We start from the raw sequence: 26,104 nt of genomic DNA on the forward strand, positions 1-26,104 counted from the left end.
GTTAGGCTTAGCTAAGCAAGCCGCCGGTCCCGAGCGTAGAGGTGCGGATCATCGCGCGTCAAGTTTTAGGATAGCCTTGCCTAATGCGTCGAGTTCCCGCCCTCCTCTTCGTCGCCGTTCTCGCCCTCGGGCTCACCGCCTGCGCAGAACCGGAGGCCACCTCGGCACCGGCCTCCGTCGCCGATGACGACTGCCCGCAGGCATCCGTCCCGCTCGCCTCGCTCGACCTCATCGACGACGTGCGCACGCACGAAGGCCCCTCGACCGCCTGCCTGTCGAGTCACGCGATCGAGCCCGTCGACGACGACAGCGCTCCGAAGCTGCCTGTGACCGTGACCGACAACGAGGGCCACGAGGTCGAGATCAGCGACGTCGACCGCATCCTCCCGATCGACATCTCGGGCACGATCGCATCGACCGTGTTCGCGCTCGGCCTCGGCGATCAGGTCGTCGGTCGCGACGCCTCCACCGTCTTCGCCGGTACCGAAGACCTTCCCGTCGTGACGAAGACCGGTCACACGCTCAATGCCGAGGCGATCCTCGAGCTGGCCCCGACCGTGGTCCTCACCGACACCACGATCGGCCCGAAGGAGGTGCGTCAGCAGTTGCGCGACGCGGGAATCGCGGTCGTCGTGATCTCCAGCGACCGGCGACTCGACACCACCGACGAGCTGGTGACCGAGATCGCCGCCGCTCTCGGTGTGCCGAGCCGCGGTGAAGCACTCATCCAGCGGCTGGATGCATCGGTCGACGAGACGCTCGCGGAGATCGCCGAGGTCGTTCCCGCCGACGAAGCCGAACGCGCACGGATGCTGTTCCTGTACGTGCGCGGCAGCGCGAACGTCTACTACATCTTCGGCGAGGACTCCGGAGCCGATTCGCTGATCGACGCCGTCGGCGGTGTCGACGTGGCGGCCGAGATCGGCTGGGAGGGTATGAAGCCGATGACCGCGGAAGCCCTGGTCGCCGCACAGCCCGACGTCCTCGTGATGATGACCGACGGCCTGGAGTCGGTCGGCGGCATCGACGGACTGATCGAGCGGATCCCCGCCGTGGCAGAGACCCCCGCCGGAGCGAATCGCCGCGTGATCGACATGGCGGACAGCGAGATCCTCAGCTTCGGTCCACGTACCGCCGACGTGATCGGGGCCCTGGCTCGCGCCCTCTACGCCCCCGAGCCCGCGACGTGACCGGCGAGGTCGTCACCCCGACCCCTTCGAGACACCGGGGTCTGCGCTTCGCGCTGGTGGCGGTCGGCCTGATCGTCGCGCTCGCCGTCACCTGCATCGTGTCGATCACGAGCGGACAGTATGACCTCTCCCCCGCATCGCTGATCGGAGTGCTGCTGCGCGGTGTCGGCATCGACACCGCGTGGGCGCCGACGGCTTCCACCGACTACGGCGTGATCTTCAATCTGCGGATGCCGCGCATCGTGCTCGGGCTGCTCGTCGGCGCCGCCCTCGCCGTCTCGGGTGTGCTCATGCAGGCGATCTTCGGCAACCCCCTCGCGGACGCCGGTGTCGTGGGGGTCTCCTCGGGCGCAGCGCTCGGCGCGGCAGCGAGCATCACCTTCGGACTCGCGACGTTCGGCATGTGGACCACGCCGGCGTTCGCGTTCCTCGGGGGGCTGGTCGCAGTGTTCTCGGTGTACTTCATCAGTCGGTCCGGTGGTCGCACCGAGGTCGTGACCCTGCTGCTGACGGGCATCGCGATCAACGCGATCGCGGGCGCCGGCATGGCGTTCTTCACGTTCCTCGGCACCACGTCGACGCGCGAGCAGATCGTGTTCTGGCAGCTGGGATCGCTGAACGGCGCGTTGTGGTTGAACATCCAGCTCGTCGCACCCCTCGTGCTGATCGGCGTCGTCATCGCGCTGATCGTGGCACCGAGCCTCGACCTCTTCGCCCTCGGCGAGCGCACCGCCAGGCACCTCGGCGTCAATGTCGAGCTGCTGCGGATCGTCGTCATCGTGACCGTCGCGCTGCTGGTGTGCGCGGCGGTCGCGTTCGCGGGGATCATCGGCTTCGCCGGGCTCGTGGTCCCGCACCTGATGCGCATGCTGATCGGGCCGGCCCACCTGCCGCTCGTGATCGCCTCGGCTCTCGGTGGCGCACTGCTCATCGCCGTCGCCGACCTCGTCGCGCGTACGGCCGTACCGCTCGCCGATCTGCCCATCGGCATGATCACCTCGCTCGTGGGCGGGCCCTTCTTCCTGTGGCTGCTCGTGCGCACCCGCCGTCGCTCGGGAGGATGGGCATGAACGTGCGGCTGCGCGGATCGGGGCTCACGGTTCGCGTGGGCGAAGGACGGACGATCCTCGACGACGCCTCCATCGAGATCCACCGCGGAGAGATCCACGCCCTGGTCGGGCCGAACGGGGCCGGCAAGTCCACCCTGTTCGGAGTGCTCGCCGGAGACGTGCCGGCTCACGCAGGGACGGTCGAGCTCGACGGGCGGTCGATCGACCGGATCAAGCCGCGCACGCTCGCCCAGCAGCGCGCTGTCCTCCTGCAGGAGAACACCGTCACGTTTCCCTTCAGCGCCGAACAGGTCGTGCGCATGGGGCGTACTCCGTGGGCACGCACACCCGCGGCCGACGAGGACGACGAGCTGGTGTCCGCAGCGATGACACAGACCGAGGTGACGGCGCTCGGATCGCGGGCCGTGCCCTCACTGTCCGGCGGCGAGCGCGCAAGGGTCGCCCTCGCCCGCGTGATCGCCCAGGCCACCGGCGTCCTGCTGCTCGACGAACCGACCGCTGCTCTCGACCTCAAGCACCACGAAGACGTCATGCGGTTGATCCGGGGACTCGCTGACACGGGGATCGCGGTGGCGATCGTGCTGCACGACCTCAACGCCGCACTCGCGCACGCCGACCGCGTCACCTTGCTCACGGGCGGCCGTGTCGCGGCGACAGGCACAGCGAGCGAGGTGCTCACTGCCGAGCGGATCGAGCAGGTGTACGGCCAGGCGGTCGACGTGTTCCCCCACCCCACGACCGGTGTGCCGCTCGTGGTCGCTCGGCGCTGAACCCTGCGGGGCTAGGACTCTTCGCGAAGCGAGCGGATCATGCTTCGGAGGATCTTCCGTGCTTCCGTCTGCTCCTCCTGCGTCATACCGGACAGCATCCGGACCTCGACGGAGCGGACGGCCGCGGTCGCCGTCGCGAGACTTTCACGGCCGCGCTCGGTGAGGCGGGCGGGGAGGGTCTTTCCGACAGGCGCTTCCGACGGCCTGGTGACGAACCCCTCGCGTTCGAGCGCCTGGAGCAGGACGTTCATCGACTGCCTCGTCACGAATGCGCCCCGTGCGAGATCGGAGTTCGACAGGCCGGGCCGCTGGGAGAGCAGTTCGAGACAGGAGTAGTGGGTGATGGTCATGCCGAGCGGACGCAGCACCTCTTCCATCGCGGTGCGGAGAGCGCTCGATGCCTCCTTCAGCAGGTAGCCCAACGACGTGTCGAGGTCGATGCCTGCGCGGTCTTGACTCATGTCAGTATTCTGACATACACTCGCCTATGTCAGAAAACTGACACAAAGCGAAGGATTCTCCCATGCCCGTCACCGGCCCCGACTTCATCTCCCTGCAGGCGCGCGACCTCGCCGCCTCCCAGGCGTTCTACGAGCGCTACCTCGGCCTCGTCCGCTCTCCCGCAGGCCCTCCCCACGCCGTCGTCTTCGAGACCGCACCGATCGCGTTCGCCCTCCGGGACATCGCACCGGGCACCGACCTGACCGGCGTAGCCCAGCCCGGCATCGGCGCCGCCATCTGGCTGCACGCCACCGATGTCCAGGCCATCCACGATGCACTCCTCGCCGACGGACACACCATCGTCGCGGAACCGATCGACGGCCCGTTCGGTCGGACCTTCACGTTCGCCGACCCCGACGGGTACCGGATCACCCTCCACGACCGCGCCTGACTCCCCGCCGCGTGCCTGCCCGCCGCTACGCTGGAGGATCGCCCACCGGAGGATCGATACGCCATGCCGTCTGCATCCGAACTGCTCGACATCGCCCTCTCCGCCGCCGCTGCCGGCGCCGCAGTCCTCGCCGAGGCGGCAGACGAGCGCGATGCATCGCCCGACGCACTCGGCCTTCGCACGAAGGGCGCGTCCGGCGACGTGGTGACCGAGATCGACCTGCGCGCCGAACGCGCGATTCGCGCTGTGATCGCCGAACACCGCCCCGACGACGAGGTGTCGGGTGAGGAGTACGCGACCACCGGCACCGGCTCCGCGCTGCGCTGGTCGATCGACCCGCTCGACGGCACCTCGAACTTCGTGCGCGGACTGCCGCACTACGGATCGTCCGTCGCGGTGCAGGACGTGAGCTCCGGCACCTGGCTCGCCGGCGTGGTGCACGCCCCCGAGCTCGAGCACGTCTACTCCGCCGGAGCGGGACTGGGGGCGTACCGCGAGTCCCGCGGCACGCGGCGAAGGCTTCACGGGCCGGCAGCAGACGCGACCCCTGTGCTGCTCGCAGTCGGCTTCTCGTACGACGCCGAGCAGCGGGCGCGGCAGCTCACCGACCTGCCGGCGAGGATGTCGGCGTTCACGGATCTCCGCAGCGTGGGCTCGGCAGCGCTCGGGCTGTGCCTCGTGGCAGAGGGCAGCGTCGACGCCTTCATCGAGACCGACCTGTACGAGTTCGACTGGGCGGCGGGCGCGCTGATCGCCGAAGAGGCCGGGCTCATCGTGAAGCGTCCGGCGACGATGCGCGGCGGCATCGTCGCTCACCCGCCGCATCTGCCGGTCGACTAGAGGATCTGGCAAAGCCCGGAGGGATCTGCCCGGCACCATACAATCGCGGTGAAGGCGACGCGCCAGGCCGGGATACCGGCAACGGCGAAGGGGTGCGAGGGAGGGCCAGGATGTTCGGTTCGAAGAAGAGGAAGCAGAAGCTCGACGACCTGATGGCGCAGCTCAGGCCCGACCTCAGTCGGGAATCACTGGGCGTCGGCCCCGACTTCCCCGGAGTCGCCCCCAACCCGCTCCTGAGCGGTGAGGCACGCACTCGCAATGCAGAACTGCGTACGGGCGAGCTTGCGCTCGGCGTTCTCGTCGACTGGCGAGAGGTCAACAGCAACCCCCGTGTGGTCCTGATGCTCGACGTGGAGACCGCCGACGGGATCTCGTTCCGCGGTATCGCCGACGAAGACCTCACCATCACCGACCTCACCCGGCTCGCGCCAGGACAGACGATGCCCGTGCGCTACCGGCCGGCGGTCCTGGACCATTACGTCGCCCTCGCCGAGGATGCGGACCCTGCCGAGGTGCAGCTGCTCACCGACGAAATCGCGAGCCGCAGGCGGGGCTGATTCGAAGCATGCTCTAGGCCTCGGGCCCGCCGGTCCCGTCCTGAGCCCGCACGATCTCCTCGACGAAGCGCATGACAGCGACCGAACCGGGGTCTGCATGACCGACCGAGCGCTCCTGCTGCCATCCGGCGCGACCGCGTCGTGACTGCCATCCGGTGCTCTCGGTGACCGCGGCGAGCGCCGCCCTCGAAGCCCCGGCCGCATCCGCCCCGGCATCCAGCGCCTCAGCGATCGGGAGGAGCACGTCGATGACGGTCTTGTCACCGCGCACCGCACCGCCCTGAGCGCCGATCCTCGCCGCAACGGTGCGCACGACGTCGATGAGACCCGCACGGTCGAGGTGTTCACCCACGGGCGCCTGCTCCGCCGCGGCGAGCAGGCCGCTTCCGATCAGTGCCGCGAAGGTGGAGGGATTCGCCGCTGCGAACGCATCGCCCGAGGCACGAAGGACGCTGCGGGCATCGAGGTCGTCCGGGAGCTGCTGCAGAGCATCGGCGACCGCAGCACTGCCGACCGCTACCGTGACGCCGAGGTCGCCGTCTCCGAGCGCGGCATCCAGGGCACGCAGTTCCTCGCGGTGCCGCTGCATCCGCGGCAGCACGGTCAGGAGCAGGTCGCGCGCCTCGCTGGCAGATCCGGCCACGGTCACGTCGACGGCGGCCGCGTCGTCATCCAGTGCGGTCTCGGCCGTGCGGACATCCCCCACCGGGGCCGCTCCCTGACGGAAGAAGGGCGACCCTGCAGGGTCGTGCAGCAGCTCTTCCAGCTCGTCGTCGAGCTGCATGATCGACAGCGAGGCTCCAGCCATCTCCAGGCTCGTGACGTACTCGCCGATCAGCCGGTAGCCGATGGTCACTCCGGCGTCCGTGAGCGCGTGGTGCACCCGGCGATAGATCACGTACAGCTCTTCGAGCGGTGTCGATCCCAGACCGTTCACGAGCACGGCAACGCGCCGTCCCTCACTCAGGTCGAGTTCGGTACCGATCTCGACCAGGAACCGATCCGTGATGGCATCGGCCGTCTCGAGAGGGCCGCGGTGGCTGCCGCGCTCTCCGTGGATGCCGACGCCGATCTCCATCTCGCCCTCATCCAGCGTGAAGGTCTCCTCCCCCGCGGCCGGGAGAACGGTCGGCGAGAGGCCGACGCCCATCGTGCGAGTCGAATCGGCGGCCTTGCGGGTCACGCGCTCGACCTCGGCGAGAGAGGCACCGCGATCGGCCATCGCTCCGGCGACCTTGTAGACGAGGACGAGCCCGGCCACCCCGCGGCGCGACTCCGCCCGCTCGCTCGGTGCGGACTGGATGTCGTCCGCCCCGAGCACCGTGCGCACCTCGATGCCCTCGGCGCGGCAGCGCTCGGCCGCGATGTCGAAGTTCAGCACATCGCCGCCGTAGTTGCCGTAGAGATAGAGGAGTCCGGAGTCCGAGTGCACGGCCACCGAGGCCGCGTGGATCTGAGCGGAGCTCGGCGAGGAGAAGACGTTGCCCACGGCGACCGCCGAGCACAGCCCGCGGCCGACGTATCCGAGGAAGAACGGCAGGTGTCCCGAGCCGCCACCCGTGACGATGCCGACGCGCCCCGGTGCCGGAGCATCCGTCCGCGCCAGCGCGCGCCGGTCCGCGGTGACCGCCCGCAGCTCATCGGGGTGGGCGAGGAGGATGCCCTCCAGCGTCTCGTCGACGAACGACTGGGGGTCATTGATGATCTTGCGCATGTCAGCTCTCCTGCCCGGCGAGGATCGGGTCGTACGTCGTGCGGTCGATGAGCACCCGGCCATCCGCCTCGAGCCGCCCCGAGGCGCGGAGGTCCTTCACGATGTCCCAGTGGATCGCCGACTCGTTCGTGCCCCCGCACTGCGGGTACGAGCGACCGAGCGCGATGTGCACGGTGCCGAGGATCTTCTCGTCGATCAGCAGGTCGCCGGTCATGGTCTGCACATGGGGGTTCGTGCCGATGCCGAGCTCGCCCACGCGGCGAGCGCCGTCGGCTTCGAGGATGCGCTCCACGAGGTCGAGGCCACGGGTGGCCGACACCTTCTCCACTCGCCCCTCGACGAACTCGAGCCGGAGGTCGGTGATGGTCGCCCCGCCGAACCAGAACGAGCCGGGGAACGTGATGTGCCCGTCGACGCCGTCTTCCACCGGAGCGGTCGCGACCTCACCGTCGGGCAGGTTCGCCTCCCCTGCGAACGGCACCCAGGTGCGACCGGCGCAGTTCAGGCGCAGGTCGGTGTCGTCATCGAGGATGCGCACCAGCGAGGTGGCGTTCAATTCGGTGCACAGCCGATCGAGGTGGGTGCGGTGCGCGGTCCAGTCGGCGAGGGTGCCGGCGAAGAACTCCTGCTCCAGCTGTTCCCTCGGGACTCCGATCAGCGTCGCCCATTCGGGCGTGGGGATGCGCACGAGCGTCCACTTCGTTCCCTGCCAACGCGCGGTCGACACGAGGCCCTTGCCCTCCCGCTGCAGGCTGAGCCTGGTGCCGTCGATCTCATCCGCGGGCGGTTCCATGCCACGGAACGAGACGTGCACGTCTGCCCACTCCATCGATGCCAGCTCGAGAGGTGCCGCCTCGCGCAGCAGGGATTCGCTCGCGTGCTCCAGCGCGAAGCGGTCGTACTTCTCCTCGACGAGCAGCACCTGGGGCATCCCGCCACGGCGGTACACCTCTTCGACGAAGGCGTCGACCGCGTCGAGCACGGAAGCCGTGGTCGCGAACACCGAGACCCTCGTCCCCTGCCCGACCTCGTTCACCTCGGCCAGATGCACGGCCAGTTCCTGCCACCTGCTCATCAGTCCACCTCTCTCAGCGCGCGCAGCGCGCGGTACTTCTTCGGGAATCGTTCGTAGGCCGTCTGCAGCTGCGGGTTGGGGTCCTCGTCGGGCGCGACCTCGCCCGAGAAGGCGACCCAGCTCGCGGCCTGCTCCTCGGTCACGATGCCGAGCCCGATCGCTGCGAGCATCGCATCCCCGTACGCGGCTCCGAGGGTTGCGGCCGTGCGCTGGTGAAGGCCCGTCAAGTCGCCGACCGTCTGCACCAGCACCTCATTGTGCGTTCCGCCGCCGATCGCGACCACGCGCGGCGCTGCGGCACCGCCATCCAGCAACGCGGAGACGGCGAGCGCGATCGACTGCCCGACGCCCTCGACCACCGCGCGTGCGAGGTCGGCACGGCCCGTCGACAGCGTGAGGCCACTGAAGGATGCTCGCGCATCGGCGTCGTGCAGCGGTGTGCGCTCCCCGCTGAAGTGCGGCAGGTGCAGCACGCCGTTCGCACCCGGAGGTGCCGCGCGCACCAGCTCCATCAAGCGCCCGAACATCGCGGTGTCGCCGTCGCCGTGGTCGAGCCCGAGCAGGTCGGCGATCCATCGCGTCGCCGTGCCGGCCGTCGAGGTTCCGGCCGCGAGCACGTAGCGTCCCGGCAAGGCGAAAGGCGCAGCCCACAGCCGCGGATCCGCGTGCGGCTCGTCGGTCACGCGGATGAAGTAGCCGCTCGATCCGTACATGAGCATCAGGTCGTCGGCCGCCATGACCGAGGCGCCGACCGCTTCTGCGACAGCGTCGGTCGTGCCGACCAGCACCGGAGTTCCCTCGGGGATGCCGGTCGCCGCGGCAGCCGCGGCAGTGACGGTACCGGCGACGTCGGTCGACCAGCCGAGCGGGGGCAGAGTGTCCGGACGGATCAGGTCGTCGATCCCGTCGAAGTTCCACTCGAGCCGGGCGAGGTCGTAGCAGGGATGGAAGTAGCCGGCCGTCGCATGGTCGATCACGACCTGACCGGTCAGGCGCGCGACGAGGTAGCTCTGACTCGTGAGGTACCACCGGGTTCGGGCGGCGACCTCGGGCTCGTTGCGCTCGATCCACAGGATCTTCGGCCCCGAGGACTGGCTCGTGAGGGCGTTGCCCGCCCGCCGGAAGATCTCCTCGCGCCCGAGACGCGTCTCGAGCAGATCGATCTCCTCGGTCGCCCTGGTGTCGACGCCGTAGAGGATCGCAGGGCGCAGTGGACGCAGCTCGGCATCGACCGGGAGCACGCACGGACCGATCGCACTGCACGCCACCGCGACGATCGGGGCATCCGGAACCGCCTGACGCAGAGTCGAGGCGACCTCGACGAGGTCATGCCACCACACCGCATCCGCGTCCTGCTCGACCATGCCGGGCGCCGGGGTGCTGATGCCGTGCCGAGAGCGCGCCTCGGCGTGCACGTGACCGGTGGCATCGACCAGCACGCCCTTGGTCTCGTACGTTCCGACGTCGATGCCGAGGAACAGTTCCATCAGGATGCCTTTCGGATGCGGTTCAGGCGCGGGGGATCTCGGCGAGCGCGATCGTCTCGGTCTGGCTGCTCGGTGCGCGGCGTGGCCTTCGCCTCACCCTCACCTGATCGAACACCATCACGGCGATCAGGATCACCCCCTGCGCGATCGCGTATTCATATGCCGAGAGCCGGATGGCCGTGAAGCCGGACTGCACGACCTGCAGCACGAGCGTCGCGAGGACCACGCCGGTGATGGTCGCGAAGCCGCCGGTCGGGTTCGTGCCGCCGAGCACGGCGATCACGATCACGAGCAGCACGTACGACGTGCCGTAGTCGGCGCTCGCGGTGGGGTTGCGTGAGAGGAACACGAGCCCTGCGATGCCGCCGAGCAGCCCCGTCGTCACATACGTGCCGTAGAGCACGCTCGTGCTGCGGATACCCGAGTACATCGCCGCCGTCGGGTTCGCGCCCTGCAGCTGCGTACGTCGTCCGAACGGCGTGCGCGAGATCAGCACCCCGATCAGAACGGCGACCACGAGGAACTCGAGGAACAGGATCGGGATGCCGCCGACCGTCGCCTGCCCGACCGAGGAGAGCACCGCCGGGGCCCCGTAGAGCGTGGTGCCGCCTGTCCACACGATCGCGATGCCGTTGAAGATCTGCATCGTGGCGAGCGTCGCGAGAATGGGCGTGATGCCGACGGTTGCGATCAGGAAACCGTTGACGGCTCCCGCGAGCGCGCCGACCAGGACGCCGACCAGGGCGATGAGGCCGCCCATCGACTCCGCCGTGGCCGGATCGCTGCTCGCGATCGCGGTGAACATCGTGCTGACCGTGATCGCCGAGAGGTTCGCGATCGCGACCAGGGACAGATCGATCCCGCCGGTGAGCATCGCGAGGGCCATGGCGATCGCCAGGATGCCCACCTCCGGCGAGGCGACCATCATGTTCTGCAGGTTGATCGGATTGAGGAAGACCCTCGGGTTCAGGATCGCGAACAGTCCGAAGGCGAGCGCGAACAGCACCAGCATCCGACCGACGCCGCGGCCGACGTGGATACGGCCGAGCAGGGAGCGCACCGACCGATCGACCTGGTCGTTCATCCGGGCGAACTGCCCGGGAGGGGGCGACTGAGGCATGGTCATTCCTTCACCGTGTCGAGGACGAACGTCCGGCGAGAGGCGCGGCGGGCCATGACGGCCTGGATCCCCACGCCGATCACCAGCAGGAACCCGACGGCGGCGCGCTGCCAGGCCGTGGGCACGCCCATCAGGATGAGACTGTTGTTGATGATCTGCACCAGCAGCACGCCGAGCACTGTGCCGGTGACGGTACCGCGCCCGCCGAAGATCGAGGCGCCGCCGAGCACGACAGCCGCGATCACGTCGAGCTCGGTACCCACCAGGTCCTGCGGGTTCGCGCTGCGGCCCAGCACGACGTGGATGAGTCCGCCGATCGCGGCGACCGCCCCGACCAGCACGTAGAGCATGATCTGCAGGCGCACGACCGGGAATCCGGCACGTCGTGCCCCTTCCAGGTCACCACCCATCGCGTAGATGCCCCTGCCGAACATCGTGCGGCGCAGCAGGAGCGCGGCCCCGAACACGAGCAGCACGACCGGCACGATCAGCATCGGCAGGTAGGCGCGGGTCGATTCGACGGAGATCAGGTTCGCGGTCGACAGCCAGGAGATGCCGTCGGGCAGCTCGGCGATGTACCTGGAGCCGATGTAGGCGAGCAGCACGCCCTTGAAGATGCCCTGTGTCGCGAGAGTCACGATCAGGGTCGGGAGCCGGAACCGGGCGATCACGATGCCGTTGACGAACCCGAGGGCGCCGCCGATCACGATCGCGAAGGCGAGGATGCCGACGAGGCCGAAGTCCAAGCCCCCGCCCTGGGCGAGCGACACCGTCGTGTATGCGGCGAAGATTCCGATCGCGGCGAACGACACGTCGATGCCGCCGGAGATGATCACGAAGAGCACCGCGAGCGCGAACACCATCGGGACCAGCGCCGAGCGCAGGATCGAGAACAGCGTGTGCACGCTGAAGAAAGCGGGGTTCACGGCACACATCACGATCACCAGGACGACGATGATGCTCGCGAGCACGAGCTCGTTCGACATGCGTCCGATGCGGGGAAGGCGGATGCGGGTGTCGGTGGCGCTCACGCGGCCATCACCTCCTGGATTCGGGGCGCTGCGATGTCGTCGCCCGCCAGTCGTGAGACGATCTCGCCGCGACGCACCACGAGCACCCGGTTGCAGAGCGAGACGAGCTCGGGAACGTCGTCGGAGATCATGATCACGCCCATCCCGTCGCTCGCGGCCTCGCGGAGGATCTGCAGGATCTCCTCCTTCGAGCCCACGTCGACGCCGACCGTCGGTCCGTTGAGGATCAGCACGCGCGGCTTGGTCGCGAGCCACTTCGCCAGCACGACCCGCTGCGCGTTGCCGCCGGAGAGCGACCGCACGGGTGCCTCGACGCTCGGCGCCTTGATGCGCAGGCGCGAGAAGAGACGGGAGATGGTCTCGGCGGTGCGCTTGCGACTCAGCAGCACCTTGCCGACAGCGTGCTCGCTCAGCGAGCCCGCGATGATGTTGTCGGAGATCGACTTGTCCAGGAACAGGCCCTGCGTGAGCCGGTCCTCCGGAACGTACCCGATGCCCGCCTCGACGGAGGCCCGGATGCTGCCGGGTCGCACGGCGCGGCCGCCGACGGTGACGGTTCCCGACTGGGGGGTCAACAGGCCGAACAACGCATCGGCGATCTCGCCACGACCCGAGCCGAGCAGACCGGTGAGGCCGAGGATCTCGCCCGGCTGCAGGTCGAAGGAGACATCGGTGAAGGCACCGGGAAGATCGAGGTGCTCGACGCGCAGCAGCGGCTCGGCGTCGTCATCGACCTCGACCACGACGCGCGAGTCGTCGACGGCGCGGCCCGTCATCGCGTGGGTGAGGGAGGCGACGTCGAACTCGTCGGCCGGGCCGTTCGCGACCAGGCGCCCGGAGCGCAGCACCGTGATGTCCTGCGACACCCGCAGCACCTCGTCGAGCTTGTGGCTGACGAACACCAGGGCGACGCCGCGCTGCTGCAGCCGCCGCACGAGGGCGAAGAGCCGCTCGACCTCGGAGTGCGTGAGAGCGGTGGTCGGCTCGTCCATGAAGATGACCCGCGCGTCCTGCACGAGCGCCCGGCAGATCGCCGTGAGCTGTCGGTCGGCGACCGAGAGCCGTTCGACGTCGGCGTCGAGGTCGAGGGTGAGTCCCAGCTCCTCCACGATGCGCTGCGCCTCGGGACGGCGGTTCTTCGCGCTGTAGAGCTTGCGTCGCGCGGCGATCGCGGCCGGGAGCACGATGTTCTCCGCCACGGTCAAGTTGGGGAAGAGCGAGAAGTCCTGGTAGATGACCTGGATACCGGCTCGCAGGGCCTGGGTCGGCGAGAGGGTGAGCGGTTCGCCGTCGAGCAGGATCTCGCCGGCCTCCGGCTTCTCGACCCCGCTGATGATCTTGATGAGCGTGGACTTGCCGCACCCGTTCTCGCCGGCCAGACAGTGCACCCGCCCGGGGTAGAGGGTGATGCCGACGTCGTCGAGCGCGACGACCCCGCCGAACACCTTCCGCACGCCTCTGACCTCGAGAACGGGTCCGGCATCGGGAGCGAGCCCGGCCTCGGATGCCGGCTGCGCCTGTTCTTCGTTCATGTTCTTCCTCCGAGGCGGGGCCGCGCGTTGGCGGCCCCGCCCTGAGTGGTGGTGGACGTCGGGATCAGAAGTCGTAGTCGTCGACGTTGTCCTTGTCGACGATGACCGCGGCGTCACCCACGTACACGTTGTCGAAGCCGTCGAGCTTCTTCAGGGAGTTGTAGCCCTCGATGCCGAGGTCGGTGCCGTCTGTGATCTTCTCTCCGTCGACGAGCAGCTGCGCGATCTTGAGCTGCGCCTTGCCGGCCATCGCCGGGTCCCAGAAGAAGATCTTGTCGATCGAGCCGTCGACGATGTACTTCTTCGCCACCGACGGGATGCTGGTGCCCATCACGCAGACCTGATCCTCCAGGCCCGCCTCCTGCACCGCGCGGGCGATACCGGCGACGTCGGTGCCAGCCGAGCCCTGGAAGCCCTTGATGTCGGGGTACTTCGCGAGCAGCTCCTTCGCGCGCTGGTAGGCGACGTTCTCGTCTTCCTTGCTCTCGACGGGCTCCTCGACGCGGGTCAGGTCGGGGTACTCGGCCTGCTGCTGGTCATAGGCGCCGCCGACCCAGTCCATGTGGGTCTTGGCGGTGAGGCCGCCGACGAACGAGACGTACTGACCGGAATCGCCCATGCACTCGGCGAGGTTGTCCATGATCTTCGCGCCGTAGGCCCGGTTGTCGAAGGCCTCGATGTCGACGTCGGCGTTCTTGATACCGGCCGCCTCATGGGCGACCACGATGATCCCCTGGTCCCTGGCCTGCTTGAGCACCGACTCCAGCGCCTCGGGCGAGTTGGGGACGACGGTGATCGCGGCGGGCGACTGGGCGATCAGGTCCTGGATGATCTGGATCTGCTTCTCGGGGCTGGCGTCATCCGCGCCCTCCTGGCGGGCGTCGAGCCCCGTCTCCTCGGCGAACTCCTTCACGCCGACCTCCATGCGGTCGAACCAGCCGACGCCCGAGATCTTGACCACCGTGACCATCGCGCCGTCTTCGGCGCTCCCGCCGGTCTCGCCACCACCGGTGGTGCCGCCGACCTGACCGCAGCCGGCGAGGGCGAGCATCGCCACGGCACCGAATCCGACACCTGCAAGCAACTTCGTCTTACGCATGTTCCACTCCTTCGTGTGTGAGCCAGTGTTAGTTTCCACCACCCCCAGGGAGGAATGGGAAGAAATCTCATCGCTGTGGAACAGTAAAACGTGATCCTGCCGCTTGTCAATGCGAAATCTCACACCCGTTGCGCAACCGTTGCGCAACGGGGAGGCCGAAGGAGCGACGCGGCTAGAGCGCGGCGACGGCCTCGATCTGCACGCCGGCAGCCCGCAGGCCGACAAGCGCGGGATGATCCACCGCGCCGTCGGTCACCAGCAGATCGATCTCGCCTGGACCTGCGACATTCGTCAGGTGCACCCGACCGAGTTTCGATGCGTCGGCGACGACGATGACCCGGTCGCACGCATCGATCGCCGCGCGCTTCACAGCACCCTCTTCATTGCTGTAGTCCGAGAGGCCGCGCTTGCCGTCGACACCCGAGACGCCCATCACGTACACGTCGCAGTTGTAGCGCTTGAACGCCTCGATCGACTCGGCCCCGACCAGGCTGAGCTCGCCGGGGCGCACGCGCCCACCCGTGACGAGGATCGTGGTGTTGGGCTCGTCGTGGAGCTCGAGGGCGACGAGGATGCTGGGCGTGACGACGGTGAGTCCGAGGCCCTTGCCGACGATCGCGCGGGCCACCGCGAGGGCGGTACTGCCGCTGTCGAGCACGACGGTCTCGCCGTGGTTGAGGTGGGCGACGGCCGCTGCGGCGATGTTGATCTTCTCGCGCGCTCCCATCAGCGCCCGGGAGTTGAATCCCGGCTCCACGGCGGTCCCGTGGGCTGCGATCACACCACCCGTCACCCGACGTACGCTGCCGCGCTCCTCGAGGAGTTCCAGGTCGCGCCTGATGGTCATCTCGGAGACGTCGAACTCCAGGGCGAGGGCCTTGAACTCGGCCTCGCCGTCAGAGAGGACCCGCTGTTCGATCAGCGCGCGGCGCTCGTGGGCTTCCATCCCTACCTCCTCGTGTGGCAGATCCAACCTTAGGCGACCCGCTTGTGTGAATGAGTAACTTGTGCTTTGCTCATCGTTAATCTTTCACAGTGCTTGTGATCCATTCCGAAGAAACGAGGAAAGACATGCCCAACTGGCTCCCCGAGGTGTTCGGCACGCAGAAGCCGATCGTGGCGATGCTGCACCTGGCCCCGCTCCCCGGCGACCCCGGCTACGACACCGCTGCCGGAGTGGCCGCGATCGTGAACCGCGCCAAGGGCGAACTCGACGCGCTGCTGAGCGGTGGAGTGGACGCCGTGCTCATCTCGAACGAGTTCAGCCTCCCGTACCTGACGAAGACCGAGCCGATCACCGCGATCACTATGGCCCGCATCATCGGCGAACTGCAGGGCGAACTCGCCGTGCCGTACGGCGTGAACGTGCTGTGGGACGGCCGTGCCTCCATCGACCTCGCCACCGCCACTGACGCCGCATTCGTCCGCGAGATCTTCACGGGCGTCTACGCCAGCGACTTCGGGCTGTGGAACACGAACGTCGGCGAGGTGGCCCGTCACCGGCACCGCATCGGTGCGGCGAACGTGAAGCTGCTCTTCAACATCGTGCCGGAGTCGGCCGCCTACCTCGCCGAGCGCGACCTCGGCGCGATCGCCCGCTCCACGGTGTTCGCGACCAACCCCGATGCCCTCTGCGTCTCCGGACTCACCGCCGGCGCCCCCACCGACACGCAGTCGTTGGCCATCGTGAAGGAGAACGCCGGAGATGTGCCGGTGTTCGTCAACACCGGCGTGCGGGCCTCCAACGTCGCCGACCAGCTGTCGGTGGCCGACGGCGCGGTCGTCGGCACCTACTTCAAGCAGGACGGCAAGTTCGAGAACCGCGCCGACCGCGCACGGGTGGAAGAGCTCATGGGTGCCGCGAAGGCGTTCCGCTCGCAGCTCGTCTGACCGCGAGCTCCCGCTACGCGCAGAGCCGCTCCCGATCCTGGTGGTCGCGGGGCGGCTCCGTGCGTCTCGGGCCGAGGGCCCCGATCACGGTCGCACCGGCAGGACATCACTCAGATCGGCGCGCGTGCCGGAGGCGTGGATACGACCGGATGCCGCTGCATCCGCCCAGGCCTCCGTGCCGGTGGAGACGGCGATCCACGTCGCCGCATCCATCTCGACCACGTTCGGCGGTGTACCTCGCGTGTGCCGGGGCCCCTGGATGACCTGTACCGCACCGAAGGGTGGGACGCGCACCTCGACGCTGTTGCCCGGCGCCTTCTCGTCGAGGAGCTGCAGCAGGTAGCGCACGGACGTGGCGAGGTCGGTGCGCTGCGGCTTCGCACCGGAGGCCTCCGCGGTGCGGACAGCGTCGAGCGCCGCGCGTCCGTCCACGATGTCGATCTTCTTGGCCATTGCTCCAGACTACGACCGGCCGCGGCGCGCCGAGTCCTATGCTCGAACGCATGAGCATGCATCCCCAGGGCGCCCGCGCCGAGCTGCTCGCGGCGGTCGCCGACCACTCGTGGGGCGTGCGCATTCCCCCGCTGGCCGACCCGCAGAGCGCCCACGACGCGGCTGTCCTCATCCTGTTCGGTGTGCTCGACAGCGTCCCGGCCTCCACGATCGTCGCGGCCGTCGCCCGAGACCTCGACGTGCTGCTGCAGCGGCGCGCCCCCACGCTCTCGTCGCACCCCGGACAGGTCTCCTTCCCCGGCGGGAGGGTGGAACCGGAAGATGCCGACGTCGTCGCCACGGCCCTGCGCGAGGCGGAAGAGGAGACCGGACTGGACCCGGCCGGTGTCGAGATCCTGGCCACCCTGCCCGAGATCCCGCTCGCCGCGAGCAACCATCTCGTGACCCCCGTGCTGGCGTGGTGGCAGTCGCCGTCCCGGGTCGTGGCGGTCGATCATGCGGAGACGGTCGAGGTGTTCCGAGTCCCTGTCGCGCAGTTGCTCGATCCGGAGACCAGGTTCACCTCGACGATCACCCGCATGGGCCACACCTTCCGCGGCCCGGCGTTCGATGTCGACGGCACGATCGTCTGGGGCTTCACCGCGATGGTGCTCGACGCGCTCTTCGACGCGGCCGGCTGGACCGTGCCGTGGGACTCCACGGTAGAGCGCCCCGTAGAGCTCTGAACGTCGCCAGAGGGCCGCACGCCACAGACCGCCGAAACCCGGTCCACGACCCTCGGTAGTCTGGACGGGTGAAGATTCTCGTCCTCGGTTCCGGTGCCCGTGAGCACGCGATCATCCTCGCCCTGCGGGCAGAGCAGACGGAGCACGAGATCTTCGTCGCGCCGGGCAACGCCGGCATCGCTCAGGATGCCACCCCGGTCTCGGTCGATCCGCTCGATGGTGGAGCGGTCACCGCCTTCGCCCATGAGCACGCGATCGATCTGGTCGTCGTCGGTCCTGAGGCCCCGCTCGTCGCCGGGGTCGCCGATGCACTGCGTGTCCGCGGAATCCCGGTGTTCGGACCGGGGAAGGCCGCCGCCCAGCTGGAGGGCTCGAAGTCGTTCGCGAAGCGCGTGATGGATGCCGCCGGCGTCCCCACCGGCCGCGCTGTCCGCGCCGCCACCACGGCCGATGTCGAGTCGGCGTTCGACGACCTCGGCGCCCCCTACGTGGTCAAGGCCGATGGACTCGCTGCGGGCAAGGGCGTCATCGTCACGTCCGACCGCGCGCACGCCCTCGCACACGCCGAGCAGTATCTTCCCGCAGGCCCCGTGCTGATCGAGGAATTCCTCTCCGGCCCCGAGGTCTCCCTGTTCTTCCTGAGCGACGGCGACACCGTGCGCGCACTCAGCCCCGCACAGGACTTCAAGCGTGCGCTCGACGGCGACGAAGGGCCCAACACGGGAGGCATGGGCGCCTACTCGCCGCTCCCGTGGCTCGACGAGCAGTTCGGCAGCGAGCGGGCCTTCGTCGAAGAGGTCACCCGCGACGTGGCACTTCCCGTCGTGCGGCAGCTCGACGCGGAGGGCACCCCGTTCATCGGACTCCTCTACGCGGGGCTGATCCTCACCCCCGCCGGCGTACGCGTGATCGAGTTCAACGCCCGCTTCGGAGACCCCGAGACGCAGATCGTGCTTCCGCGCCTGGTCACCCCGCTGTCGGAACTGCTGTTCGCCGCGGCATCCGGCACCCTCGAGGATCAGCCGGAGCCCGTGTTCAGCGACGACGTCGCGATCACGGTCGTGCTGGCCAGCGAGGGATATCCCGAGTCGCCGCAGACCGGCCGCCCGATCGAGGGCCTGGCCGACGCCGCAGCCGTCGAGGGCGTCCGGATCGTGCACGCCGCCACTGCGAGCCCCGATGCCCCGGGCGGATCGCTCATCGCCACGGGCGGTCGGGTGCTGAACGTGGTGGCTGTCGCCTCCGACTTCCGCACCGCGCGGGACCGCGCCTACGACGCGATCGCCCGTATCCGCCTCGACGGCTCCCACTACCGCACCGACATCGCCGCCCGCGTCGCCGAGTAACCGGCGCCGCCCGCGTCGTCACGCCCGCCGCGTCGTCGCGTCGTCGCGCTTGCCGTGCCGCGGAGCGCACGGCTTCTTCACGAACGCACGGCTTCCCCACGCCGACTGCCCGTGCGCTCGGCGAGTGCACGGGCAGTCGGCGGGCTCGGGGAGCCGGAGAAGTTCGCGGCGTAGGGCATGAAATCCGCCGAATACGGGGCGGATGACTGCCAACGTGTGTGAACGCGATTGACACTCGACGCTTTCTTCAAGAAAGTTATCGCATGCCGGTCCGCTCCGACTGGTCGTCTGCGACCTGCCCCATCGCGCGCTCCGCCGACATCCTCGCCGACCCCTGGGTGCTGCTCATCCTGCGTGAGCTCTTCTCCGGACGCACCCGGTTCGACCAGCTGCGCGAAGCCACCGGCGCGGCCGACTCCGTGCTGTCCCGGCGACTCACAGCGATGAGCGAGGCAGGACTCGTCGAGCGCGAAGACCCCGCCGATGCGCGCAGCGGTTACCGCGTGACGATCGCGGGGCATCAGACACTCCCGATCCTGCACGCCTACGCACGGTTCTCCCGCGTGACCGACCCCGATGGCCCCTGGGGTCTGACGGTGAGCTGCGGTCGATGCGGCGAGATCTCGGATTCGGTCGATTGGTGCGTCACGTGCGCGGCACCCCTCGACGTCGACAGCACCCACTGGGCGCGACGCAGCATGGGCGGGGAGCCGTTCGCCCTTCTCACCGGACGCGCAGCATGACCGCCGAATCGCTCGACGGGCCGATCGAGGAACCCCTCGGCACTCGGCAGCGTCGATTCCACCCCGCGTGGACTGTGGCCCTCGTGGCTCTCATCGCCCTGATCGGCGCCGCCGGTTTCCGCGCAGCTCCCGGCGTGCTCATGGTGCCACTCGAGGAGGAGTTCGGATGGACCACGGCGGAGTTGTCGCTCGCCGTCTCCATCAATCTGCTGCTCTACGGACTCATCGCCCCGTTCGCAGCAGCCCTCATGCAGCGGTTCGGGATCCGCGCGGTCACGGTCGTCGCTCTCTTCGTGATCGGGGCGGGCTCAGCGCTGAGCGTGTTCGTGGCGACCCCCGGCCAGCTCATCCTGACCTGGGGCGTGCTGATCGGACTCGGCACGGGCTCGATGGCGCTCGTGTTCGCGGCGACCATCACCGACACCTGGTTCGCCACCCGGCGCGGACTCGTCTCGGGCGTTCTGACCGCAGGCAGCGCGACGGGTCAGCTCATCTTCCTCCCCGTGATCGCGGCCGCTGCCGAGGACGTCGGTTGGCGCGGAGCGTCACTCATCATCGCGGGCGGAGCTCTCGCCGTCGTGCCCCTGGTCTGGATCTTCCTGCGCAACAGGCCGAGCGACCTCGGCGTCGCCCGCTACGGCGAGACCTCACTCGCGCCCGCCCCTGCACCCGTCCGTCGCGGCTCTGCCTGGGGCGCAGCGAAGCTCGCCCTCTCGACGCTGAGAGAAGCCGCGCGCACCAAGACCTTCTGGGCGCTGGCGATCGGCTTCGCGATCTGCGGAGCGACGACCAACGGACTGATCGGCACGCATTTCATCCCGAGCGCCCACGACCATGGCATGGCGACGACCACCGCGGCCGGCCTTCTCGCGGTCGTGGGCGTCTTCGACATCGTCGGCACCGTGTTCTCCGGCTGGCTCACCGACCGCGTGAATCCACGCATCCTCCTGGCCGCGTATTACGCGCTGCGCGGGGTGAGCCTGCTCTTCCTGCCGAGCCTGCTCTCGGCGGAGGTGCAGCCGAGCATCGTCGTGTTCATCGTCATCTACGGGCTCGACTGGGTCGCGACCGTGCCGCCGACCATCGCGCTGTGCCGTGAGGTCTTCGGCGACAAGGGTCCGCTCGTGTTCGGCTGGGTGTTCGCGGCGCATCAGATCGGCGCCGGCATCGCCTCGATCCTCGCCGGTGTCGTGCGCGACCACACCGGCCAGTACACGGTCGCGTGGTTCGCCGCCGCGGGTCTCTGCGCGGTCGCCGCCCTGGTCAGCGCGACCATCCGCAGGCATCCCGCACCCTGACCCTCGTTCCTATCGCGCAAATGGTTGCATCCCGGGGCGGAATGCAACCATTTGCGCGATTGGTGACGAGGAAGGGCGTCAGAGCACCTTGGAGAGGAAGTCCTTCAGACGCTCGTTCTTGGGGGCGCCGAACAGCTCGGCGGGCGGGGCCTCCTCCACCACGACGCCGCCGTCCATGAAGACCGTGCGGCCGGAGACCTCACGCGCGAAGCCCATCTCGTGCGTCACCAGCACCATGGTCATGCCGCCGGAGGCGAGGTCGCGGATGACCTGGAGCACCTCGCCGACCATCTCCGGGTCGAGCGCGCTCGTCGCCTCGTCGAACAGCATGATCTCGGGGTCCATCGCCAGCGCACGGGCGATCGCCACGCGCTGCTTCTGACCGCCGGAGAGGGATGCCGGCTTCGCGCCCGCCTTCTCCGACAGGCCGACACGCTCGAGGAGCGAGAGCGCCCGCTCCTTCGCCTCGGCCTTGGTCAGCTTGCCGCACTCGACCGGGGCGAGAGTGATGTTCTCGAGCACGGTCATGTGCGGGAAGAGGTTGAAGTGCTGGAACACCATGCCGATGCGCTGGCGCACCTCATCGAGCTTCACGCTCTTGTCCGTCAGGTCGACGCCATCGATGATGACGTGCCCCGACGTGGGCTCCTCGAGCTTGTTCAGGCAGCGCAGCAGCGTGGACTTCCCCGAGCCGGACGGGCCGATGACCGCGACGACCTCGCCATCCTCCACGGCCAGATCGATGCCCTTGAGCACCTCGTTGTCACCGAACGACTTGTGCAGGTCCTGCACCAGGATCTTGCTCATGCGTTGAACGTCCTCTCCAGGCGGTTCGCGAGCAGCGTCAGCAGCGTGATCACGACGAAGTAGATGATGGCGACGATCGTCAGCACCTGCGCCGACAGATACGTCGAGGCGATGATCTGGCGGGAGACGAACGTCAGCTCGGCGAGGCCGATGACGCTGATCAGCGACGTGTCCTTGAGGGTGATGATGCCCTGGTTGACGAACGAGGGCACCATGATGCGGAACGCCTGCGGGAGCACGACCTTCTGCATGGTCTTCCAGTGGCTCAGACCCAGCGAACGCGAGGCCTCGTTCTGGCCGGGGTCGACCGCCTGGATGCCACCGCGGATGATCTCGGTCATGTAGGCACCCGTGTTGAGCGAGAGCGTGATCGCTCCGGCGACGAACGGGTTGAAGGTGAGGCCGGGGAACAGCTGCGGGATCGCGAAGAACACGAAGAAGGCCTGGATGAGGATCGGAGTGCCGCGGAAGACGTACACGTAGGCGGTCGCGACCCAGCGGAACGGCGCGAACTTCGAGACCCGTCCGAAGCCGAAGATGAGCCCCAGGATGAACGCGGCCACGATGGCGACGATCGTCGCGAGGATCGTGAGCCACAGGCCCTCCATGAGAGCCGGCCAGTACTTCACCGCGACGGAGAAGATGTCGGTCGGCTGCGTGGACTCCTCGCCACCCGACAGATAGGTGTCGACGATCTTGTCGTACTCCCCTGAAGCCTTGAGGTTCGCGAGCCCGGCGTTGAACATCTCGATCAGCTCGGGCTTCTGCCCCTTGTTGACCGCGAATCCGTACTCGCCGCCGAGCTCGGGCTGACCCACGAGGCGGAAGCCGGAGCCCTGCTGGATGCCGTATGCCAGCACCGGGAAGTCCTCGAAGTAGCCGACCGCCTGGCCGGCCTTCACCGCGTCGACCATGTCGGTCGTGTCCTGGTACGGGGTGACCTTGAACCCGTACTCGTCCTTGTTCTCGTCGGCGAAGGTCTGCCCCTGCGTACCGGTCTTGACCGCGACGGCCTTGCCGTCGAGGTCGTCGAGCGACGTGATGTCGCTCGACTCGAGCACGCCGAGCTGGATGCCGCTGGTGAAGTAGGGCTCGCTGAAGTCGAACGTCTTCTGCCGCTCCTCGGTGATCGACATGCCGGCCATGACCGCATCGACCTGGTTCGACTGCAGCGCCTGGACGGCGGCGTCGAATCCGAGCTGGCGGATCTCGACCTCGAACCCCTGGTCCTTCGCGATCGCGCGGAGCAGGTCCATGTCGATGCCGACGAGGTCACCGTCGGCATTCGTGAACTCGAACGGCGCGAACGTCGTGTCGGTGCCGATGACGTACTTGTCGCCGTCGTTCGCTGCGGCGGCGGGGGCGGCACCGGCGAGGAGCGCCCCGACGCCGACGAAGGCGACGAGTGCGGCTGCGCCGGCGGTGCGCACCGATCGGCGCAGACGGCCAGCCGCGGTGGATGGATTTCGGATCACGACGTGTGCTCCTCGGGTCGACAGCAGCGACCGGACGACCGCCGAGGAACTACCCTAGCTCGCGGCGAGTCGGGTGCCCGAAACGTCGATCCAATACCGGCGGACGAGAGGCTGCCCCGCCTGCGGTGCCTCGATCACGTCTTCGAGCTCGCCACCGGCTCCCTCGATGGTGCGGATGGACCCGACGTTGTCGTCGTCACAGGTGAGCATGACCCGTTCGTAGCCCTCCGCCTTCGCCTCGCGGAGCACCTGCCGCATCGCCTCGCGAACGATCCCTTCGCGGCGACGGGAAGGGATCACCGAATAACCGATGTGGCCGCCGAAGCGACGCAGGTAGTCGTTGAGCTCTCGGCGGAAGGAGAGGAAGCCGACCACCTGATCGCCCTCGGTGATCCAGTAGTAGTCGCAGGGCACGTGCCCCTCCGGGAGCACCGCGCCAGGTGTGGCGTAGAGCTCTGCACGCTCGACGAACGCCTCGAAAGCGGCCCGGTCCGGCACGAAGCCCTTCTCGAGACCGCCCCCGTCGACGTGTCCACCCTCGAACTCGGCCACTGCGGCGGCCCAGGAGTCGAAGAGGTCGATGTTCGGTCGAGAGAGTGCGATCGTCATCGCCCGATGACACCAGAAAGGGGCGGCATCCGCAAACCGACGGACACGGCCCCTCCCCTGGTTCGACTACTCGGTGCGCGCGGATCCGGGCGCTGCCGGCTCCGTCTTGTCGTAACGACCGAGGAACAGCGAGGCGATGAGCGCGACCGCCATGACGCACGCCGGCAGCAGGATCGCCTGCGACATTCCCGCAGCGAACCCGTCCGCCACCTGCGGCGGCAGTGCACCCCCGGTGGAGATGCCCGCCGGTGCGTCAGCGAGCCCCGGAAGGTTCGCTTCGAGACGGGACTGCATGAACGCGGCGATGGAGGCCGACCCGATCACCGATCCGATGGTCCTGGTGGTGTTGTAGATGCCGGCACCTGCACCCGCCTGGCGCGGGGGCAGCTTGCGCGTCGCGGTGGTGGCGAGTGGACCCCACATGCCGGCGTTGCCGATACCCATCAGCGCCGAGGGCAGCAGGAACATCCAGATCGGGGTGTCCATGTTGATCAGAGCGGAGTACCAGATCAGTGCGGCGGCGACGCAGAGCAGCCCGGGGATGAGGATGATGCGCGGGTCCACGCGGTCGAGGATCTTGCCCGCGACCGGAGCGAGCACTCCCGACAGCACCGCCATCGGGATGAGGAGCAGCGCCGCCTCCGTCGGGGTGAGCCCCCGCGCGGTCTGCAGGAAGAACATCATCGGCAGCGACATGCTCGTCACCGTGAAGCCCACGGCGGCGATGGCCACGTTCGCTCCGGAGAAGTTGCGGTCGCGGAACAGTTCGAGCGGAACGAGAGGTTCACTGCGTGTCTTCGCCTGCTGGAGGATGAACAACCCGAGCACGACGAGTCCGGCGATGATCAGGCTCCACACCGAGATCGGGCCCCAGATCACGCCCCAGTCGAATTTCTCGCCTTCCTGGAGTCCGAACACGATGAGGAACAGCGCCACGGCGCTGAGCACCACACCCACGATGTCGAAGCGGTGCGGGTGCGTGGCCAGCTTCGGGACCAGGCGCCAAGCGAGCACGAAGGCGACGATGCCGACCGGGATGTTCACGAAGAAGATCCACTCCCAGCCGAAGCCGTCCACGAGCAGACCACCCACGAGCGGACCGACGAGCGTGGCGACACCGGCGGTCGCACCCCACAGGCCCATCGCCGCGCCTCGACGTTCGGGCGGGAAGGTGCGGGTGATCACGGCCATGGTCTGCGGGGTCATGAAAGCGGCGCCGAGACCCTGCACGGCACGTGCGGCGATGAGCATCTCGAGCGAATCGGACAGCCCGCACCACAGCGAGGCGAGGGTGAACACCGCGAGGCCGATGAGGTAGATGTTCTTCGGGCCGAAGCGGTCACCCAGGCGCCCGGTGATCAACAGCGGCACCGCATACGCGAGCAGGTAGGCGCTCGTGACCCACACGACGTTGTCGAGGTTGTTCGTGTTGGGGTCGAGGGCGGCCTTGATCGCCGGGTTCGCGACCGAGACGATCGTGGTGTCGACCAGGATCATGAAGAACCCGATGACCAGCGCCCAGAGGGCGGGCCAGGGGCTCGCGGGCTTGTGCCCGACCGAGTAGGTACCGGTCGACGGACCGGAGGTGGAGGGCGCGGAGACCGGCGGGCGGTCTCCGTCGCGAGGGATATCTGTCATTGCTGTGCAGCCTTTCGCTGAGCGCGGTAGCGGTCTGAGTTCTGGAATGCCGTGGGACCCCACGGCAGGACACGGGCTTCGAGACGATCGAGGAGGGAGTCGAGCCAGCGGAGCTCGGCCGCCAGCAGAGCTTCCTGACGCTCGATCTCGACCAGCACCTGCTCGGGCACGTGCTTCTCCCTCGCGTTGCCGAGCCCGTCGCGGTGGCGAGCGTGATCCTCGACGAGCGCGACGCGCCTCGCGCGCAGGAGGTCCATGACCTCCGGGCGCTCGAGGTTGTGCGCCTCGGCGAGCGCGATGCGGAAGTCGGCCGGGTGATCGATGCGGGGCAGCTCACGCTGCACCCACGTCACGACGGCCTCACGTCCGGTCTCCGTCAAGGAGTAGGTCGTCCGCTCGGGCCGATTTCCCTCGCGGTCGATGCCGAGTTCGTCGATCAGGCCGGCGCGGTGCAGCCGGGACACCGTGTGGTACAGCGTCCCGTTGGTGATCGTGAGCAGGCGATCATCATGGCGCGCCCGCATGAGACGCACCATCTCATAGGGGTGCATGTCGCCTTCGCGCAGCAGCGCGAGCACCATCACCCCCATGGGAGTGAGCCGGTCGACCGCATCCTTCTTCATGTCCCACCTCAAATAGTCCATGTGGACTATACGCCTGTTTCCGCCCCTTGAACAGACGGGGTCGAACTTCTCACCGAGGCCCATGCTCTCCGTCGAGACCCACGCCCCCCGGCGTGTGCG

General features: G+C 68.5%; 26 protein-coding genes. 11 read left to right on the forward strand and 15 right to left on the reverse strand.

Annotation, left to right across the window (positions count from 1 at the left end; all coding sequences use genetic code 11):
• The first annotated feature begins 83 nt into the window (after nt 1-83).
• The 3 genes from MOX01_RS16770 to MOX01_RS16780 are packed head-to-tail and all read left to right on the forward strand — an operon-like array spanning nt 84 to nt 3,030.
• Nucleotides 84-1,190: a heme/hemin ABC transporter substrate-binding protein gene (locus MOX01_RS16770; protein WP_141370653.1), complete on the forward strand. Its 1,107-nt coding sequence runs from the start codon at nt 84-86 to the stop codon at nt 1,188-1,190.
• Nucleotides 1,187-2,260, forward strand: a complete 1,074-nt coding sequence (locus MOX01_RS16775) for a FecCD family ABC transporter permease (RefSeq protein ID WP_141370655.1) — start codon at nt 1,187-1,189, stop codon at nt 2,258-2,260. The genes MOX01_RS16770 and MOX01_RS16775 overlap by 4 nt, the downstream gene beginning before the upstream one ends.
• On the forward strand, nt 2,257-3,030 hold the full coding sequence (locus MOX01_RS16780; RefSeq protein ID WP_058631633.1) for a heme ABC transporter ATP-binding protein: 774 nt from the start codon (nt 2,257-2,259) through the stop codon (nt 3,028-3,030). Before MOX01_RS16775 ends, MOX01_RS16780 begins: the two co-directional genes overlap by 4 nt.
• Nucleotides 3,031-3,041: 11 nt before the next feature.
• On the opposite strand, the gene MOX01_RS16785 is transcribed toward MOX01_RS16780, so the two are convergent.
• Nucleotides 3,042-3,491 (reverse strand): MarR family winged helix-turn-helix transcriptional regulator, encoded by a 450-nt coding sequence (locus MOX01_RS16785; protein WP_141370657.1) that lies wholly within the window; start codon nt 3,489-3,491, stop codon nt 3,042-3,044.
• A 62-nt stretch (nt 3,492-3,553) separates the two neighbouring features.
• Here MOX01_RS16785 and MOX01_RS16790 point away from each other — a divergent pair, with 62 nt between their 5' ends.
• The 3 genes from MOX01_RS16790 to MOX01_RS16800 all read left to right on the forward strand — a co-directional run bounded on the left by MOX01_RS16790 (nt 3,554) and on the right by MOX01_RS16800 (nt 5,319).
• On the forward strand, nt 3,554-3,922 hold the full coding sequence (locus MOX01_RS16790; RefSeq protein ID WP_058631632.1) for a VOC family protein: 369 nt from the start codon (nt 3,554-3,556) through the stop codon (nt 3,920-3,922).
• A 63-nt stretch (nt 3,923-3,985) separates the two neighbouring features.
• On the forward strand, nt 3,986-4,762 hold the full coding sequence (locus tag MOX01_RS16795; RefSeq protein WP_141370659.1) for an inositol monophosphatase family protein: 777 nt from the start codon (nt 3,986-3,988) through the stop codon (nt 4,760-4,762).
• Nucleotides 4,763-4,872: 110 nt separating this feature from the next.
• The gene (locus MOX01_RS16800) at nt 4,873-5,319 is read left to right on the forward strand and encodes a hypothetical protein (RefSeq protein ID WP_061016936.1); all 447 of its coding nucleotides are present in this window, start codon (nt 4,873-4,875) and stop codon (nt 5,317-5,319) included.
• Nucleotides 5,320-5,332: 13 nt separating this feature from the next.
• Here the strand turns inward: MOX01_RS16800 and MOX01_RS16805 are convergent, their stop codons facing one another.
• The 8 genes from MOX01_RS16805 to MOX01_RS16840 form a co-directional block, all read right to left on the reverse strand.
• The gene (locus MOX01_RS16805) at nt 5,333-7,033 is read right to left on the reverse strand and encodes a dihydroxyacetone kinase family protein (protein WP_141370661.1); all 1,701 of its coding nucleotides are present in this window, start codon (nt 7,031-7,033) and stop codon (nt 5,333-5,335) included.
• A 1-nt stretch (nt 7,034) separates the two neighbouring features.
• Nucleotides 7,035-8,108 (reverse strand): aminopeptidase, encoded by a 1,074-nt coding sequence (locus tag MOX01_RS16810; RefSeq protein ID WP_141370663.1) that lies wholly within the window; start codon nt 8,106-8,108, stop codon nt 7,035-7,037.
• Nucleotides 8,108-9,595, reverse strand: coding sequence for an FGGY-family carbohydrate kinase (locus tag MOX01_RS16815; RefSeq protein WP_141370665.1), 1,488 nt, complete (start codon nt 9,593-9,595; stop codon nt 8,108-8,110). The genes MOX01_RS16810 and MOX01_RS16815 overlap by 1 nt, the downstream gene beginning before the upstream one ends.
• Nucleotides 9,596-9,617: 22 nt before the next feature.
• Nucleotides 9,618-10,715 carry an ABC transporter permease gene (locus MOX01_RS16820; RefSeq protein ID WP_230977975.1) on the reverse strand — a complete coding sequence of 366 codons (1,098 nt, stop codon included), beginning with the start codon at nt 10,713-10,715 and terminating at the stop codon, nt 9,618-9,620.
• A gap of 2 nt (nt 10,716-10,717) precedes the next feature.
• Nucleotides 10,718-11,746, reverse strand: coding sequence for an ABC transporter permease (locus MOX01_RS16825; protein ID WP_230977977.1), 1,029 nt, complete (start codon nt 11,744-11,746; stop codon nt 10,718-10,720).
• Nucleotides 11,743-13,278 carry a sugar ABC transporter ATP-binding protein gene (locus MOX01_RS16830; RefSeq protein ID WP_141370667.1) on the reverse strand — a complete coding sequence of 512 codons (1,536 nt, stop codon included), beginning with the start codon at nt 13,276-13,278 and terminating at the stop codon, nt 11,743-11,745. Before MOX01_RS16830 ends, MOX01_RS16825 begins: the two co-directional genes overlap by 4 nt.
• 64 nt (nt 13,279-13,342) lie before the next feature.
• The gene (locus MOX01_RS16835) at nt 13,343-14,377 is read right to left on the reverse strand and encodes an autoinducer 2 ABC transporter substrate-binding protein (RefSeq protein ID WP_141370669.1); all 1,035 of its coding nucleotides are present in this window, start codon (nt 14,375-14,377) and stop codon (nt 13,343-13,345) included.
• Between the two features lie 172 nt (nt 14,378-14,549).
• Nucleotides 14,550-15,323, reverse strand: a complete 774-nt coding sequence (locus MOX01_RS16840) for a DeoR/GlpR family DNA-binding transcription regulator (protein WP_028503122.1) — start codon at nt 15,321-15,323, stop codon at nt 14,550-14,552.
• A gap of 125 nt (nt 15,324-15,448) precedes the next feature.
• On the opposite strand from MOX01_RS16840, the gene MOX01_RS16845 reads away from it, so the two are divergent.
• Nucleotides 15,449-16,267, forward strand: coding sequence for a BtpA/SgcQ family protein (locus MOX01_RS16845; RefSeq protein ID WP_113680446.1), 819 nt, complete (start codon nt 15,449-15,451; stop codon nt 16,265-16,267).
• 84 nt (nt 16,268-16,351) lie between these two features.
• On the opposite strand, the gene MOX01_RS16850 is transcribed toward MOX01_RS16845, so the two are convergent.
• Nucleotides 16,352-16,720, reverse strand: a complete 369-nt coding sequence (locus tag MOX01_RS16850) for a sterol carrier family protein (protein WP_141370671.1) — start codon at nt 16,718-16,720, stop codon at nt 16,352-16,354.
• Nucleotides 16,721-16,770: 50 nt separating this feature from the next.
• Here MOX01_RS16850 and MOX01_RS16855 point away from each other — a divergent pair, with 50 nt between their 5' ends.
• From MOX01_RS16855 to MOX01_RS16870, 4 genes are all read left to right on the forward strand, one after another.
• On the forward strand, nt 16,771-17,445 hold the full coding sequence (locus MOX01_RS16855; RefSeq protein ID WP_141370673.1) for an NUDIX hydrolase: 675 nt from the start codon (nt 16,771-16,773) through the stop codon (nt 17,443-17,445).
• A 68-nt stretch (nt 17,446-17,513) separates the two neighbouring features.
• Nucleotides 17,514-18,791 carry a phosphoribosylamine--glycine ligase gene (gene purD, locus MOX01_RS16860; protein ID WP_046746842.1) on the forward strand — a complete coding sequence of 426 codons (1,278 nt, stop codon included), beginning with the start codon at nt 17,514-17,516 and terminating at the stop codon, nt 18,789-18,791.
• A 263-nt stretch (nt 18,792-19,054) separates the two neighbouring features.
• On the forward strand, nt 19,055-19,534 hold the full coding sequence (locus tag MOX01_RS16865; RefSeq protein ID WP_141370675.1) for a winged helix-turn-helix transcriptional regulator: 480 nt from the start codon (nt 19,055-19,057) through the stop codon (nt 19,532-19,534).
• Nucleotides 19,531-20,832, forward strand: a complete 1,302-nt coding sequence (locus MOX01_RS16870) for an MFS transporter (protein ID WP_058631628.1) — start codon at nt 19,531-19,533, stop codon at nt 20,830-20,832. Before MOX01_RS16865 ends, MOX01_RS16870 begins: the two co-directional genes overlap by 4 nt.
• 78 nt (nt 20,833-20,910) lie before the next feature.
• Here MOX01_RS16870 and MOX01_RS16875 read toward each other — a convergent pair whose 3' ends face one another.
• From MOX01_RS16875 to MOX01_RS16895, 5 genes are all read right to left on the reverse strand, one after another.
• Entirely contained in the window at nt 20,911-21,639 is a 729-nt protein-coding gene (locus tag MOX01_RS16875; RefSeq protein WP_058631627.1) for an amino acid ABC transporter ATP-binding protein, read from the reverse strand.
• Complete coding sequence (locus MOX01_RS16880) at nt 21,636-23,114, reverse strand: amino acid ABC transporter substrate-binding protein/permease (protein WP_058631626.1); 1,479 nt, start codon at nt 23,112-23,114, stop codon at nt 21,636-21,638. Before MOX01_RS16880 ends, MOX01_RS16875 begins: the two co-directional genes overlap by 4 nt.
• Before the next feature lie 54 nt (nt 23,115-23,168).
• Nucleotides 23,169-23,723 (reverse strand): GNAT family N-acetyltransferase, encoded by a 555-nt coding sequence (locus MOX01_RS16885; RefSeq protein WP_141370677.1) that lies wholly within the window; start codon nt 23,721-23,723, stop codon nt 23,169-23,171.
• 66 nt (nt 23,724-23,789) lie between these two features.
• Nucleotides 23,790-25,361 carry an MFS transporter gene (locus tag MOX01_RS16890; protein ID WP_141370679.1) on the reverse strand — a complete coding sequence of 524 codons (1,572 nt, stop codon included), beginning with the start codon at nt 25,359-25,361 and terminating at the stop codon, nt 23,790-23,792.
• Entirely contained in the window at nt 25,358-25,984 is a 627-nt protein-coding gene (locus MOX01_RS16895; RefSeq protein ID WP_046746836.1) for a PadR family transcriptional regulator, read from the reverse strand. The genes MOX01_RS16890 and MOX01_RS16895 overlap by 4 nt, the downstream gene beginning before the upstream one ends.
• Nucleotides 25,985-26,104: the final 120 nt, after the last annotated feature.

Origin of the sequence: Microbacterium oxydans, assembly GCF_006540085.1 — a bacterium.
Lineage (GTDB): Bacteria > Actinomycetota > Actinomycetes > Actinomycetales > Microbacteriaceae > Microbacterium > Microbacterium oxydans.